This is a genomic window from Hymenobacter segetis (assembly GCF_054776495.1).
In genome coordinates this window covers 81,155-96,395 of sequence record NZ_BAAHBV010000003.1, presented here as the reverse complement: position 1 = coordinate 96,395, position 15,241 = coordinate 81,155, and the positions used below count along the sequence as shown (strand labels likewise).

11 protein-coding genes are annotated in these 15,241 nt (G+C 61.8%); 7 read left to right on the top strand and 4 right to left on the bottom strand.

Annotated features, from left to right (window positions below; all coding sequences use genetic code 11):
* The 4 genes from ACYU70_RS17365 (at position 1) to ACYU70_RS17350 (ending at position 5,439) form a co-directional block, all read left to right on the top strand.
* Positions 1-1,005: a 3-oxoacyl-ACP synthase III family protein gene (locus ACYU70_RS17365; RefSeq protein ID WP_342297740.1), complete on the top strand. Its 1,005-nt coding sequence runs from the start codon at positions 1-3 to the stop codon at positions 1,003-1,005.
* A 108-nt stretch (positions 1,006-1,113) separates the two neighbouring features.
* Positions 1,114-2,730: a sodium:solute symporter family transporter gene (locus ACYU70_RS17360; RefSeq protein ID WP_342297741.1), complete on the top strand. Its 1,617-nt coding sequence runs from the start codon at positions 1,114-1,116 to the stop codon at positions 2,728-2,730.
* Positions 2,731-2,866: 136 nt separating this feature from the next.
* Positions 2,867-4,366 carry an acyl-CoA synthetase gene (locus ACYU70_RS17355; RefSeq protein ID WP_342297743.1) on the top strand — a complete coding sequence of 500 codons (1,500 nt, stop codon included), beginning with the start codon at positions 2,867-2,869 and terminating at the stop codon, positions 4,364-4,366.
* A gap of 179 nt (positions 4,367-4,545) precedes the next feature.
* Positions 4,546-5,439, top strand: a complete 894-nt coding sequence (locus ACYU70_RS17350; RefSeq protein WP_342297744.1) for an alpha/beta fold hydrolase — start codon at positions 4,546-4,548, stop codon at positions 5,437-5,439.
* A 202-nt stretch (positions 5,440-5,641) separates the two neighbouring features.
* Here the strand turns inward: ACYU70_RS17350 and ACYU70_RS17345 are convergent, their stop codons facing one another.
* From ACYU70_RS17345 to ACYU70_RS17335, 3 genes are read right to left on the bottom strand one after another with little or no spacing between them, the layout of a single operon-like run.
* Positions 5,642-6,862: an ABC transporter permease gene (locus tag ACYU70_RS17345; RefSeq protein ID WP_342297746.1), complete on the bottom strand. Its 1,221-nt coding sequence runs from the start codon at positions 6,860-6,862 to the stop codon at positions 5,642-5,644.
* Positions 6,863-6,880: 18 nt separating this feature from the next.
* Positions 6,881-7,702 carry an ABC transporter ATP-binding protein gene (locus ACYU70_RS17340; protein ID WP_342297747.1) on the bottom strand — a complete coding sequence of 274 codons (822 nt, stop codon included), beginning with the start codon at positions 7,700-7,702 and terminating at the stop codon, positions 6,881-6,883.
* A gap of 24 nt (positions 7,703-7,726) precedes the next feature.
* Positions 7,727-9,007 (bottom strand): efflux RND transporter periplasmic adaptor subunit, encoded by a 1,281-nt coding sequence (locus tag ACYU70_RS17335; protein WP_342297749.1) that lies wholly within the window; start codon positions 9,005-9,007, stop codon positions 7,727-7,729.
* A gap of 329 nt (positions 9,008-9,336) precedes the next feature.
* Here ACYU70_RS17335 and ACYU70_RS17330 point away from each other — a divergent pair, with 329 nt between their 5' ends.
* The 3 genes from ACYU70_RS17330 (at position 9,337) to ACYU70_RS17320 (ending at position 14,032) form a co-directional block, all read left to right on the top strand.
* The gene (locus ACYU70_RS17330) at positions 9,337-9,753 is read left to right on the top strand and encodes a hypothetical protein (protein WP_342297751.1); all 417 of its coding nucleotides are present in this window, start codon (positions 9,337-9,339) and stop codon (positions 9,751-9,753) included.
* Positions 9,754-9,887: 134 nt separating this feature from the next.
* A complete protein-coding gene (locus ACYU70_RS17325) occupies positions 9,888-11,324 on the top strand; it encodes a hypothetical protein (protein WP_342297753.1) in 1,437 nt (478 codons plus the stop codon).
* 158 nt (positions 11,325-11,482) lie between these two features.
* Positions 11,483-14,032 carry a TonB-dependent receptor gene (locus tag ACYU70_RS17320; RefSeq protein WP_342297754.1) on the top strand — a complete coding sequence of 850 codons (2,550 nt, stop codon included), beginning with the start codon at positions 11,483-11,485 and terminating at the stop codon, positions 14,030-14,032.
* A gap of 78 nt (positions 14,033-14,110) precedes the next feature.
* Here ACYU70_RS17320 and ACYU70_RS17315 read toward each other — a convergent pair whose 3' ends face one another.
* Positions 14,111-15,142, bottom strand: a complete 1,032-nt coding sequence (locus ACYU70_RS17315) for a LacI family DNA-binding transcriptional regulator (protein ID WP_342297756.1) — start codon at positions 15,140-15,142, stop codon at positions 14,111-14,113.
* Positions 15,143-15,241: the final 99 nt, after the last annotated feature.

Genomic DNA, 15,241 nt, shown 5'->3' with positions numbered 1-15,241 from the left:
ATGCAGACTGCTACCGGCCGCCGCGCACTCATCACCGCCACGGGTTCCTACGCTCCGGCGCGGGTGCTGCCCAACAGCTACTTCAACGAGCTGCTGGGCGAGGACGTGGATACCTGGCTGCGCCAGAATGTGAACATTCACTCCCGCCGCTGGTGCGCCGCCGATGAATCAGTGGCCGACCTCTGCGAGCACGCGGCCCGGCAGGCGCTGACCCGCGCCGGCGTGCGCCCCGAAGAACTGGACCTGCTCATCGTGGCTACCGACACGCCGGAATACGTGTCGCCCTCTACCGCCGCCGTGCTGCAACACCGGCTGGGGGCCACGGGAGCAGGGACTTTCGACCTCAACGCCGCCTGCGCCGGCTTCGTGACGGCCCTGGATGTGGCCGCTAAATACGTTGTTTCGGATACGCGCTATAACCGTGTGCTAGTCATCGGCGGCTACGCCATGAGCAAGTACCTCGACCTCACCGATAAGAAGACCGTCACGCTCTTTGCCGACGGAGCCGGGGCTGTGCTCCTCACCTCGGCCGAGAATACCGACCGGGGCTTCCTCACCAGCCGTCTGCACACCGAAGGCCAGTACACCAGCTGGATGGGCATTTATGCCGGGGCTACAAACCAACCTGTGACGGCCGAGGTACTGGCCCGCAACGACCATAAGCTGAAGTTCGTGCACCGCTTCCCGAAGGAAATCAACCCGGATATCTGGACGCGCCTGGCGAAGGAAATGGGGGGCGATATCAAGGTTTGCCCCTGTGAGGTCGACCATTACGTGATGACGCAGCTCAACATCCACGCCATCCACGAAACGCTGGACCGGCTGGGCGTGCCGCACGAACGAGCCCCGCTCATCATGGAGCAATTCGGTTACACCGGCTCGGCCGCCATCCCGATGGCGCTGGATAAGGCGGTAACTAGCGGCGATATCAAAGAAAATGACCTGGTGTTTTTGATTGGCTCGGGCGGCGGGCTGGCCTTCGCCGGCGCGGCATTTCGGATGTAGCGCGGACTTTTTAGCCCGCGCCTGGGTGCCACCCGCCATCGTTTGGCTGGTTTAAAATAGTTACTCTGCTCACTCGCGGACTACAAAGTCCGCGCTACATTCCCACCCATGCACGGCATCGCTACTCCCCAACAAGTAACCGCCACGGCCAGTCTGCTGGCCTGCTACGCGGCGGTTATTCTCTTCTTCGTGGTGCGCGGTGCGCTGAAAATAAGGAGTATGTCGGACTACGCGGTGGGCTCCGTGCGATTTTCGCCCGTGGCCGTGGGCCTCTCGCTGGCGGCCTCCATGACCAGCGCGGCCACGTTCATCATCAATCCCGGCTTCGTGGCCATCAATGGCCTGAGCGCCATGCTCTCCTTCGGCGTGGTGATGCCGCTGGCTTCGATGGTGTCGCTGGTGGTTTTCACCAAGGGCTTCCGCAAGCACGGGCAGACGGTGAAGGCCCACACGCTGGCTCAATGGATTGGCTCGCGATTCCAAAGCCCGGGGCTCACGCGCTACTTCGGATGGCTGTCGCTGCTGCTCATCACCTTCATCGTGCTCATTTGCGTGGGGCTGACGCAGGTGCTCAGCAACGCGCTGAATGTGCCGCCGCTGCCGGTGCTGGTGGGCGTGGTGGTGTTCATTTTCGGGTACATGATGTTTGGGGGGGCTAATTCGATGGTGTACACCAACACCATTCAGGCCTCGCTGAAGCTGCTGGTGGCCGTGGTGCTGCTCACCTCGGGCTACGAGCATTTCAGCCAGGGCGTGCACGGCTTCATCGCCAAACTGGCCGCCATCGACCCCGCCCTGACGCACGCCACCAACCCCGGCAGCTACCTGTTCCGCGACTACTTTGAAATCATCATCTGCCAAATCGTTATCGGCACGGCCATCGTGTGCCAGCCCCACCTCATCACCAAATCCCTGCTGCTCGACAGCGAAAAGGACGTAAACCGCTACCTCACTACGGCGGTGCTGGTACTCACGGTATTTTTCTCGGTGGTGTTTGTGGGCTTGTATGCGCGGTTGGCCTTCCCAAATATGATTCTGAATGGGCAGGAGCTGAAGATGGACAAGATTATGTCGGCCTACGTAGTGCGCGAGTTTCCTGTCTACATCGGTCTACTGGTTATTCTGGGGCTGATTTCGGCCGGCATTTCCACGCTGGAAAGCCTGATTCAGTCGCTCTCCAGCACCATCACGGCCGACATCATCAAGCCGCTGCTGCCGGCTACGGCCTTCGCCGGCACCAGCGGTTTCGGCCGCGAAATCCTGCTGAACCGGGCCGTGATTGCGGCGCTGGGCGGCATCGCCATCTGGCTGTCCTACGACCAGTTTGTGAATGCCAAGCTAAGCGTGGCCATCTTCGCTCAAACGGGAGTGTACGCCTATTTCGCGGCGGCTTTCGTGCCGGTTTGCTTCGGGATTTTTCTGCGCGATGCCCCGCGAATGGCGGTTACGGTAGCCTCTGTCACGGCGCTGCTGGTTCATTTTGCGGTGTATTTCGGGCGGCTCACGCCTTACATGCAAGCCCCGGTGCGCAACCCGGGCGTGTCGGCCGCGCTGGGCATTATGGCCTCGGTGGCGGTGGGCGGGGCGCTGTATCTGGCGCGGCGTAGGGTGGGGGTTGATGAAGCAGCAGGAGCGGCTGAATTGCCTCTGGCAACAACGCAAATACTGGTGCAATCAAGTGTTGAACGTCGTGCTGAGCTTGCCGAAGCATCTCTGCCGCAGTAGTAATCAATTACGCTTTAAAAAAGCGAGCGACATGCTTCGATTCCGCTGCGCTGCACTCAGCATGACGTTCTTTTAGGCTGCCCAAGTCTCCAGCCGGCCGAGCAGCTTTATTCCTCCCCAAAATTCCCACCGCATCATGTACACCAAAGATTGGGTCGCCAAGTGGGCCCTCTACTCCCCGCACCAAACGGCGCTGAAGGAACTGGACACCGACCGCGCCTACACCTACGCCGAACTCAATCAGGCCGCCAATCATCTCGCCGCCGAGCTCACGCACACGCACCACTTGCAAAAGGGTGACCGCATCATGGTCCTCTCCGAGCACTGCCTTGAATACGTGGCCCTGTTCGTGGCCGCCCAGAAAACCGGCCTCATCCTCGTGCCCATCAACTACCGGCTGGCCGGCGGCGAAATCGACTACCTGGTGCGCAACTGCGAGCCCGCGCTGCTCATCTACGAAGAGCAATTTCAGGACAAAGCCCTCGCGCTGCCGGGCTTGGCCGCCGTGCCGCAGGTGTGGCCCTTACAAAATCTGGCCGGCCTCTGCCAGCGCGGTCTGGTCACGTCACAGCCCGCCTGGGCCGGCCCCGAACCCGACGAGGACGACCCCGTTTTCATCCTCTACACCTCGGGCACCACGGGTTTCCCCAAGGGCGCGCTCTACACGCACCGCATGCTGCTCTGGAACAGCCTCAACACCAGCCTGAGCCTCGAAATCACGCCCGGCGACGTGACCATTAACTGCATGCCGCCCTTCCACACCGGCGGCTGGAATGTGCTGCTCACGCCGTTTCTGCACCGCGGGGCCACGGTGGGGCTGCTCAAGAAATTCCAGCCCGAGCGCCTGCTGGCCCTACTCGACCAGGAGCGGGCCGACATTTTCATGGGCGTGCCCACCATGCTCAAGATGATGATGGAAAGCCCCGCCTTCGCCACTTCCGACCTCGGCAGCCTGCGCTACTTCATCGTGGGAGGCGAGGCACTGCCGCTGGAAGTCATCCGGGCCTGGGACCGCAAGGGCATCAAAATCCGCCAGGGTTTCGGCCTCACCGAAGTCGGCCCCAACCTGTTTTCGCTGCACCAGGACGATGCCGTGCGCAAAATCGGCTCCATCGGGCGGGCCAATTTCTACGTCGAAACCCGTCTCATTGACGAGCAGGGCCACGAAGTAGGCCCCAACGAAGTGGGCGAGCTCTGCCTGCGCGGCCCCATGACCACGCCCGGCTACTGGCGCGACCCCGAAGCCACCGCCAAGGCCCTGCCCGACGGCTGGTTCCGCTCCGGCGACCTTCTGCGGCGCGACGAGGACGGCTACTTCTTCGTGATGGACCGCATCAAAAATATGTACATCTCGGGCGGCGAAAACGTGTACCCGGCCGAGATTGAGCGGTTCCTGCTCACCTTCCCCGGCGTGTCGGAAGTGGCCGTAATCGGCGTGCCCGATGAGCGGTGGGGCGAAGTCGGCAAGGCGTTCGTCGTGACCAAAGGGCTGGATATTTCCTGCGAAGCGCTGCAAGCCTACTGCGCCGGCAACCTGGCCCGCTTCAAGGTGCCGAAGTACCTGGAGCTGGTAGCGGAGCTGCCGAAGAACGACACCGGGAAAATCAATAAAAAAGCCCTTCAGGCTGCGGTATGAACGATTTTTTAAAACGATGTAGGGACGCGAACCTTCGCGTCTCAGCGTCAGCGCCGCTAGGTAATCGTTCAACGCCAGTCGTTCAACGCCGAGACGCGAACCGAAGGTCGGCGTTAGTCAAGGGGCGCGTTTCTACAGTCGTTCTATTCATTCTCCTTCTCACCGCAAGCTTACCGGCGATGTCTCTCCCAACGCAAACCGAGCCCATCCGCCAGGTTATCGGCCCCTACGGCTTCCCCGAGCACCGCGTGGCGCTGGCCGATTCGCTGGACATTGCCTACGTGGATGCCGGCAAGGGCAGCACCACCCTCATTTTCATCCACGGCCTCAGCAGCTACGTGCGGGCCTGGGAGCGCACCCTGCCGGAGCTGAGCCGCAGCAGCCGCTGCCTGGCCCTCGACCTGCCGGGCTACGGCAAATCCTCGAAGGGCCACTACCCCGGCACCATGGATTTTTACGCCGAGGTCATCCACCTGTTTATCCAGCGCCTGCACCTCAAAAACGTGACGCTGGTGGGCCACAGTATGGGCGGCCAAATAGCAGTGACGCTGGCCCTGAAGTACCCCGCCGATACCCAAAAACTGGTCCTCACCTCGCCGGCCGGCTTCGAAACCTTCACCGCGCCCGAGCGGGAGCAGCTGCGCGCCTTCTACACGGTGGCGTCCATTCAGCACACGCCCGAGGCCCAGGTGCGCACCAACCACAAGTACAACTTCTACCATATGCCCCCGGCCGTGGACCTCTGGATAACCGAGCGCCTGCGCATGATGCAGTGCGACGACTTCGGCCTCTACGCCCTCACCGTGGTCAACAGCATGGCCGGCATGCTCGACGGGCCCATTTTCGAGCGCCTGCCGCAGGTGCAACAGCCCACGCTGGTGGTGTTCGGGGCCGAGGATTTTCTGATTCCCAACCGGGCGCTACACCCGCAGCTTACCACGTCCCAGGTGGCGGCCGCTGGGGTTGCGAAACTGCCACACGCGCAACAAGTGCTGCTGCCCGAGGCTGGGCATTTCGCGCATTACGAGCAGGCGGCGGAGTTTAATAAGCTGGTGGCGGCGTTTGTAAAATAATAAACATCATGCAGAACGCCGCGCTGCATGACAAACGATTGGGTTACTACTGAGGTAAGGCTAGTTGAGGTGCCCCCTTGCTGGCGCGAGTTACGCTACGCTAAACTCGCGCCATCAGCAAAACCTGCCAATACCTAGTTATTCAGCAATCATCCAAGTATTATTCCTTGCAAATCGATACCTGAGACTCGACGCCAGGCATCTACTCATAATGCAGCGCATCAATCGGATTGAGGCGCGCGGCCTTGCGGGCCGGATACCAGCCAAAGAACACGCCCACCGCCGAGCTGAACACAAAAGCCAGCGCCGCCGAAGCCGCCGAAATGGTAATGGCCAGGTTCAGCACGCGGCCAGCCACTTGGGCCAGCACTATCCCGAAACCTACCCCCAGCAGCCCCCCGACCAAACTCAGCACCACGGCTTCGAATAGAAACTGCCGTAGCACGTCGCCGCTGGTGGCCCCGATGGCCAGCCGAATACCGATTTCGCGCGTCCGTTCCGTCACCGATACGAGCATGATGTTCATGATGCCGATGCCGCCCACCAGCAGCGCAATGCCGGCCACGCTGGCCAGCAGCGCCGTGAGGGAGCGGCTGGTGGTATTGGCCGTGGCACTGATATCGGCCTGGGTGCGTACCGTAAAATCGTCGGCGATACCGGGAGCCAGGCGGTGGCGCTGCCGCAATAGCTCGCCGATGCTGGCCGTGGCGGCCGGGATAAGCTCCTCGCTCCGGGCCGAGAGGAAAATCTGGCGGATGGTGGTGCCGGCCAGGATGCGCTTCTGCACCGTCGAAAACGGAGCCAGAATCAGGTCGTCCTGGTCCTGGCCGGTGCTGCTTTGGCCGCGCTCGGCCAGCACGCCGATAACCAGGAAGGGAACGGGGCCCAGGCGCAGGTGCTGGCCCACCACGTCGGTGGTACCGAACAGCGACTGCGCTACGGTGGTCCCCACCACGCATACTTTGGCGGCCACCCGCTCGTCGCGGGCGGTGAAGCGGGTGCCGGCCTGCAAGGCCAGGGCCCGAATGTCGAAGTAATTCGGGTAAGCGCCAAAGACGCTGGTGCGCCAGTTGCGGCCGCTGCCCAGCGCCTGCACCGTGGCCCGCACCGCCGGCGAAACGTAGCGCACGGCGGGGCCGACATTGGCTGCCAGGGCGTCGGCATCGGCCTGCGTGAGGGTGGCCGTGGTGCCGGCTTCCTGCCGCACCCCACCCTGCGCGCCGGCATCGGGCGTGACGGTTATCACGTTGGTGCCCAGGCTGGCAATCTGCTGCTGAATGCTCTGGCGGGTGCCGTTGCCGATGGCCAGCATGGCAATGACCGCGCCCACGCCAATGATGACGCCCAACGTGGTGAGAAACGAGCGCAGCTTGTTTTTGCGCAGCGAACGGGCGGTGATTTTCAAGAGGTCGAACAGGCGCATGGCAACGGGGCTGAGGGGTCAGGATTCAACCGCGGGCAGCCGGGTCAGCACCTCGGCAGCAGTTTGCCTGGCGGGTACCGGCGCATCGGTCACAATCCGGCCGTCGCGGAATACTATCATGCGGTCGGCAAAGACGGCGATGTCTTTTTCGTGGGTCACGAGTACCACCGTAATGCCGCGTTCGGTGTTGAGACGCTGCAGAATGGCCATTACCTCCACGCTGGTGCGCGTGTCGAGATTGCCGGTGGGCTCATCGGCCAGAATCAGCACGGGGTCGTTGATGAGGGCCCGGGCAATGGCCACGCGCTGCTGCTGCCCGCCCGAGAGCTGATGGGGCAGCGCCTCCTCCCGGCCCGCCAGCCCCACGGCGGCCAGGGCTGCCTGCACCCGCTGCTGGCGGGCATCAGCCGGCATTTCTCCGGCATAGAGCAGGGGCAGTTCCACGTTGTCATAGGCCGAGGTGCCGGGCAGGAGGTTAAACCCCTGGAAAACAAAGCCGAGCTGGTGGTTACGCAGGCCAGCCAGCTCGTCGCGGTCCAATTGCCCCACGTCCTGCCCATTGAGCCAGTACTGCCCGCTGGTGGGCACATCCAGGCAGCCGATGATGTTCATGAGCGTGCTTTTGCCCGAGCCGCTGGCCCCCATGATGGCCAACATCTGGCCGGTAGGCACATCCAGGTCGATGCCGCGTAGGGCGTGCACCACTACGTCGCCCGTCTGGTAGGTTTTGGTGATGCCGCGCAGCGATAGCAAGGGGCGCGATGCGCGTTCGGAAGCCTGCCCGTTGGGCTTCTCTTCCGTAGGCAAGGCGGGCTGGATGAGTGGGGCTGTGGTCGTCATGGACTTGAGCTGAAGAGGACTGATTTACATGCCCGGGCCACGCCGGCCGGGCCCACCACCACCCGAAAATGCCGGCACCAGGCTACCTGACTTGGGCTTGGGCTTGCCGGGGTTTTGCCCGGTAGCTACCCACTGCCCGGCGCGCAAGGGGCCGGCTACCTGCGTGTGCAGGCCATCGGATGCGCCGACGCGTACGCGCACCGGCTTCAGCTCTTCTCCCTCCTTCACCCACACGGTACCCCAATTGGCCGAGCGGGTTTTGGCAGTCGGGGCCGGCCGGGTAGCCGAGTTTAGAAAGTTGGTGGGCGGTGTGAAGCTGAGAGCGCCGGTCGGCACCGTAGGTGCGGCCGGGTACTGCGCGGTGGCAATGGTCAGGTTGGCCGTCATGCCCGGCAGCAGGGCCCGGTCGGCATTGGGCACGCCGATGATTACCGTGTACGTCACCACGCTTTGCAGGATGGTGGGTTGCAGGCGCACCTGCCGCACCTGGCCCCGAAACGTGCGGCCGGGGTAGGCATCAACCGTGAAGCGGGCGGGCTGGGCGGTTTTCACCTGCCCAATGTCGGCCTCATCCACGGCGGCTTCCACCTGCATCTGGGTCAGGTCGTTGGCAATGGTGAATAGCGTGGGCGTGTTGAAGCTGGCGGCCACCGTCTGGCCCACATCCACCCGCCGGTCGACCACCACGCCGGAAATGGGGGCCTTGATGGTAGCATAGCCCAGGTTGATGCGCGCCCGGTCCTGCTGGGTCTGGGCCGAATGCTGGGCCGATAGAGCGGTTTGGTAGGCATTACGGGCCGTTTCATATTCCACCCGGGAAATAAAACTCTTGCTGTACAGCGCCTTGGACCGGGTAAAATCGCGCAGGGTCTGGCTGGTCTGCACCTGGGCCTTTGCCAGCGCGGCGGTAGCATCAGCCAGCGCCGAGCGCAGGCTGGTTTTGTCCAGCTCGGCAATTACTTGGCCTTTGCGCACGGGCGAATTAAAGTCCACGTAAATGGCCGAAATCACGCCTGAAACCTGCGTGCCCACCTCCACCTTGCGCACGGCTGTGAGCGTGCCGGTGGCAGTCACGGTTTTTTCAAGCGGCGCGATGGCCACCGGCGCGGTGTACCACTGCCAGGGATTGGCGCTCGGGCGCAGCCAAAAATACCCGCCTACCCCAGCCGCCACCAACAGGCCCACCACCACCCAGACCCAAGCGCGGCGTGGCCGGTTCGGTTGGGGCTCCGCCGTGGGCGAAGCCAACTCCGGTGCAGACGCTTTTACTGCCGGCGCAGCGCGCGCAGCAGCAGGCGGAGGCACGGTAATGGGCGGGGGAAAGGCAGGAGCGGACATGGCTGGTCAGGCATGTTGCACGGATAGCGTCCTTCAATGGGGGCTGAAATGCCAATGGCTTCTTCCCGCATGCTGGGACCATGACCTTGGGTAACATCATGACTCCTGGCCTAGTGCCTGATGTTGCCGCCTTTATTCTGTGAAGAGCAAATGCCCAGCAAGTGCTGCTGTCCGAAGCCGGCCATTTCGTGCATTACGAGCAGGCGACCGAGTTTAATAAATTGGTGGCGGCGCTTGTGCGGTAGAGGGATTCGCTTTGGGTGCGTATCATCGTGCTTCATTAGAAGCTTTGCGTTGTGGAAGAAAAAATTGCTGAACTACTCCGCACAATGGTCCAACATGCGACGATTTTTTTAGCTGATGCGAAAGAATTCTGGCCTTTTGGAGGTGTATTCAATCAGCAGGGAGACATTGTGCCATTGGCTGCATACCCAGGAGGCGAGTACCCTGAATCGGCGGATGCAATAGCTCTATTGGAGAAGGCAATTGCTGATAAGTTTAGAAAACAGGAAGTAATTGCTGCTGCTATTGTGGTCGATACAAATTTCCGAGAAACACTTGATAGCAAGCGGGGTAAAGCCATTAAAGTAAGGCTGATGGTAACACCAGCAGTGCCCGAAGACCATTATTACTTATACCGAATAGAAGATGATATAGTGAATCTATATGAGTACATCATCTACAGAGAAAAGACATTGAATGATTGTCAGTGAATTTTTCCTGCCGTTTCAAACAACCCAAAAAAGCGCGCTAACCCCGCGCTTTTTTTATGCCCTCACCCCGCCACCCACCAACCCCTCAGAATTTCCGGTAAATTGGACGCCCCGCCCACCCACGCCGCTATTCTGTGAAGAAGAAACTAGAGAAGTTCGCCGAGTTTGCCGCCGATGTGCTGCCCCACGAAGTGGCCTGGCTGCAGCAGGTGCAGCAGTTTCAGGATGCCGACAACCGCGAGATTCTCGAAACGCTGGCCTACAACTGCCACCACCCGCGCACGCCGGTGGCCTTCCGGCCCGGCATCGACAAGCGCAAGTATTCCAACCTGATGCAGTGGGTGCAGCAGCGCCTGGCCAGCATCGACGTGGACAAGCACCTGGTGCACCTCAACGCCCTCGACCAGCAAATCATGACCGACTCCATCGGCCCGGCCGAGGAAAAGGCGCTGCTCCAGGCCATTGTGCGGTATGACAAGCCGGCCTTCTACTTCGTGAAATTCTACGAGCTGACGCTCAGCTACCAGCAGTTTCTGCTGGTGCGGATGCGCTTTAAGGAGCACCAGCTGGTGGCCCAGTTTGTGGAGCAGCAGCGGGCGGCGTACGAGCAGAGCAAGGCCACGTTTGGCCAGCTGCACCAGGCCACGCTCGACATCACAAGCCAGTACACCCGCAATGCCACCGAGAGCCGGCAGTGGGAGCCCTGGCTGCTGGCCACCTTCTACGACGATACGCTGGATGGCCTGAACCGCTATTTCGCGGTGGTGCGGCTCACGTTTCTGTACTTCAACTACTCGGAATTCGACAAGCTGAAGGCCGTGTATGAGGCCCTGGATGGCATGCTGCGGCAGGGAATGTTCTACTCGCGCCGCATCCTATTCAACTACTACGCCAACAGCGTGTTGCTGCACTCCAAGTTCGATGTGCTGCAGCAGGCCGAGGAGTTCGGCTACCTCAGCATCAAGCAGAAGAACACCGACCACCTGCACTACCTCAACAACTACAGCGCGATTCTGCTGCGGCAGGGCAAAATCCACGAGGCGCTGGCCCTCATGAAGCAGTCGTTTCCGTCGGTGCGGCACACCAACAACGTGCGCAACAAAATCGGCTTCATGGCCTTCTACATCAAGTGCCTGAACCTGAACGGCCAGCCCGCCGACGGCGAAAAGCTGGCCGACAGCTTCCTGCGCGACAATGCCAAGGAGATTCTGGCCCACCGCTGGCACATTTTCTTCGTGGCCTACTTCCAGGCGCTGGTGCTGCAGGAGAAGTACGACAAGCTGCTGCGCGCCTGCCACCGCCACCACCTGCTGGCCAAGGAGACCGACTACCGCACCCGCCCCAACTACGTGCCCACGCTGGAGTGGTACTACCACATCAGCCGCTATGTGGAGAATGAGATTGACGACGACCAGCTGGTGGCGCTGATTGGCAGCGCCGGCCAGCCGCATTTCGGCAATCCGCACAAGCGCCGGCTGCTCGAAGACCAGTTGAATGAGGTGAAATCCTGCATTCCACACTTGTGCGGGCGCATTCGGTCCATGCTGTTGCAGGCGGGGGAAACGGTTTGAGAAACAATCGTTTGCGGGGAGGTGGCGCGGCCGACGGCGGTTAAGTCCACCGCGCTTATTTGAGGCGTGGGAAGGCATTGGGTGAAGGCGGCCGGTAGATTCGTCCCACTACTGCACTCCGACTCAAAATCCCACCAACTCTTTCAATCCCAACGCATATGGCCTCTCGATTTTTACTCCTTTTTCTGCTGCTGGTTCAGGCATTGGGGGCTGCGGCCCAGGGCGGCGGCGTGCGCGGCCGCGTCACCGATGCCACCAGCAAAGAAGCCCTGCCGGGCGTGAGCGTGCTCATCGCCGGCACCACCACGGGCACGTCGAGCGGCAACGCCGGCGAATTCACCATCACCGGCCTCAAGCCGGGCACCTACAAAGTGGTGCTGTCCTCCATCGGCTACGAAGCCCTGCCGGCCCGCACCGTTGAAGTCGGTTCCGATGTCGTTGATTTGGGCACCATCGGCCTGGCCCAAACCACCGTCATGGCCGGCGAAGTCGTGGTATCGGCCTCGCGCCGCCCCGAAAAGCTCACCGAAGCTCCGGCCACCATCGACCTCATCACCGCCAAGCAAATTGACGAGCTGCCGTCCTTCAATGTAGGCGAGCTACTGGCCCGCCAGAAGGGCGTCGACTACATCCGCACCGGCGTGCTGGGCACGGGCATCAACGTGCGCGGCTTCAACAGCGCTTTCAATCCCAAGAACCTGCAAATGAACGATGCGCGGCTATCCACGCTCATCGCCACCGGCCTGCCGCTGGGGCCGCTCACCAGTGTAGTGAAGGAGGATATTGAGCGCATTGAAGTCGTACTCGGGCCGTCGGCCGCGCTGTATGGCCCGAATGCGCACAACGGGCTGGTGAACACCATCAGCAAGGACCCGCGCCGCTCGGCTGGCACCACGGTGGCGCTGGGTTTGGGCAACCAGAGCGTGTTTTCGGGTCGTTTCCGGCACGCGCAGGTGCTCAATTCTAAGCTGGCCTTCAAGGTGACGGGCGAGTACACGCGGGGCGTTGATTTTCCCTACGTCGATACCGTTTACTACAATAACACCGCCTTCTCCAGCCCGGCGGTGCCGGCCACGCCCACCACGCCGGCTATCCCGGCCAAAACCGGCCAGTTCCACGCCGCGCCCGAGATTGATTTGGACCGCACCTTCAAGAGCCTGCACGGCGAGGCGGCGCTCTACTACAGCCTCACCGACAAGGCCGACATCATCCTGTCCTATGGCGGCAACCAGTCGAGCTTTCTGGCCCAGACCAACGCCGGCCGCAACCAGATTAAGGACTGGAGCGTGCAGTATCTGCACGCCCGTTACGTATCGCCGCGCTGGTTTGCGCAGGTGTACAACACCTGGAGCAAGACTGCTGACACTTACGCCATCAACCAGCGCACCCAGAACTACCTGAGCTTCAAGGATGCCGGTTTCAGCGAAGACGAGGCCCGCAGCCGCTCCTTTACCGAGCAGTGGTTTGGCAAAACGCCCACCGCCGGCGTGGCCTTGCAGCGTGGCGCGGTGTTCAAGGATGCTTCGCGCCGGGTGAACGGCGAAGTGCAGTACAACAACACGTTCGGCATTTTTAACCTTGTGGTGGGCACGCAGTACCAGCGCGATATGGCATTCAGCGAGCACACGTACCTGTTTGACCGCGACGGCGACATCGTCATCAACCAAATCGGCCTCTACACTCAGGGCGAGCTGACGTTGCCGAGCCACTTCAAGCTCATCGCCGCCGCCCGCGCCGACCAGCACGACCAGTACGGCTTCAACTTCATTCCGAAAGGCGGCGTGGTGTGGTCCCTCAACGACCAGAACCTGCGCCTGACCTACGGCCAGGGCATCGCCGCCCCCACCATCCTCAACCTCGACGGCTACCTCTTCGGTGGCCTGCTGCTCGGCAACGGCCAGGGCTTCACCCTGAGCGATGGCACCGTGATTGACAAGCTGAAAGTGGAAACCATCAAGACCGTGGAAATCGGCTACAAGGGCAAGGTGACGCCCAAGTTTTTCATCGATGCCAACGCCTACTACAACCGCTCGCAGAACTTCCTGAGCCCAGCCATCAACATTGCCACGCTGGGCCGCAAAGTGGTGAAACGCGGCGACGTGGCCATGAAGGACGTGGTGCCCGGCACGCCGGAAACCGGTGCGGCCACGGTGCTCACCTACGTCAATTTCGGCCAGGTTGATACCTACGGGGCTGATTTTGGCTTCAGCTACTACCTCTCGTCGTCGCTGAGCCTGGCACTCAACTACTCGTACTTCGGCTTCAAGCTCGACCACGACGACCTGAAGAACGACGGCAACAAAGACGGCAAAGTGCAGGACGAAATCGACCTGCCCATCAACACGCCCGCCCACAAAGGCAGCCTGGCCCTGAACTATAGCGGCAAGAAGTTCTTCGGCTCCATCTTCACCCGCTACGTGCAGGCCTACGATTTCTACTCCGGTATCAACGTGGCCGCCGCCGCCAACCCCACGCTCGGCGTGAAGGAAAACGCCCGCTACGGCCGCACCTGGAACTACGGCCCCCTCGGCGGCTTCACCACCGTGGACCTGAGCGCCGGCTACCGGGTGAACTCCTACCTCACCGCCTCGGCCCAGGTCGTGAACCTGTTCGATACCAAGATGCGCGAGTTCGTGGCCTCGCCCTTCATCGGCCGCCTGTATTCGGCTGAGTTGAAGGTGATGCTGCCGGCCATCGGCTCGAAATAAAGCCGTAATCAGTTCTCATAACCCATAAAAAAAGGCCCGCCGATTATTCGGTGGGCCTTTTTTTATGGGTTATGATTTTTACTTCACCAGCTTCGGCACCGGGCTCGATGACTCGCGCACCACCAGCGTGGTGGGCAGTTTCATCACGCTGGGGCCGGTGCTTTTGTGCTTGCGCTCAATGAGCTCGATGAGGCGCTCGGCGGCGAGCTGGCCGATTTCCTGGGCCGGCTGGGTCACGGTGCTCAGCGGCGGGTTCAGCAGGTGGGCCGATTGCGAATTGGTGAAGCTGAGCAGGGCTACTTCGCCGGGCACGTCGATGCCGCGCTGGCGCAGGGCGCCCAGGCAGCCCAGGGCCAGCCGGTCGCTGGCCGTGAAAAAGGCATCGGGCGGCGACGACAGGGCCAGCAGCTCGTCTACCAGGGTGCCGGCCTCGTCGGGGCCGAAGGTGCCGTAGCGCACCAGGTTTTCATCGAAAGGCACGCCGTACTGCTCCAGCGCCGCGCGGTAGCCGGCCAGCCGCTCCTGCGCAATGCTGAGGTAGAGCGGAATGGTGAGGTGGGCAATGCGCCGCCGGCCGGTTTGCAGCAGGTGCGAGGTAGCGGCGTAGGCCCCGCCGAAGTTGTCGGCCACCACCTGGGTCACATCGAGGCCGGCCGCCACGCGGTCGAACAGCACCAGCGGCATGCCCTGGTCGACCAGCGCCTTGAGGTGCTTCACGTCCGAAGTTTCGCTGGACAGCGAGAGGAGCAGCCCATCGACGCGGCGCGACACGGCTTGCTGCACATTGGCTACCTCACGCTCGTAGCTCTCGTGGGTTTGGAAGATGATGACGTGGTAGCCCCGGTTGTAGGCAATGGCCTCGATGCCGTTGATGGCCTGCGAAAAGAAGTTATTCGCAATCTGGGGCACGATGACGGCGATGGCCTTGCTGCTGCTGCCCTTCAGGCTGAGGGCAATGGGGTTGGGCCGGTAGTTGAGGCGCTCGGCATATTCCATCACCAGCCGCTTGGTTTCGGGGCTGATTTCGTAGCTGTCGCGCAAGGCCCGGGACACGGTCGAAGTCGACAGGTTCAGAGCGTGCGCGATATCCTTGATGGTGACGGGGTCCAAGCGCGTTTAGAGTAAGGAAGTACAAATGTCGGCTGTCGCTGCCGGGGCCACTGGCCCTGGGCTAACTACCGGATTATCGGGCCGAATGGTTCCCTGATT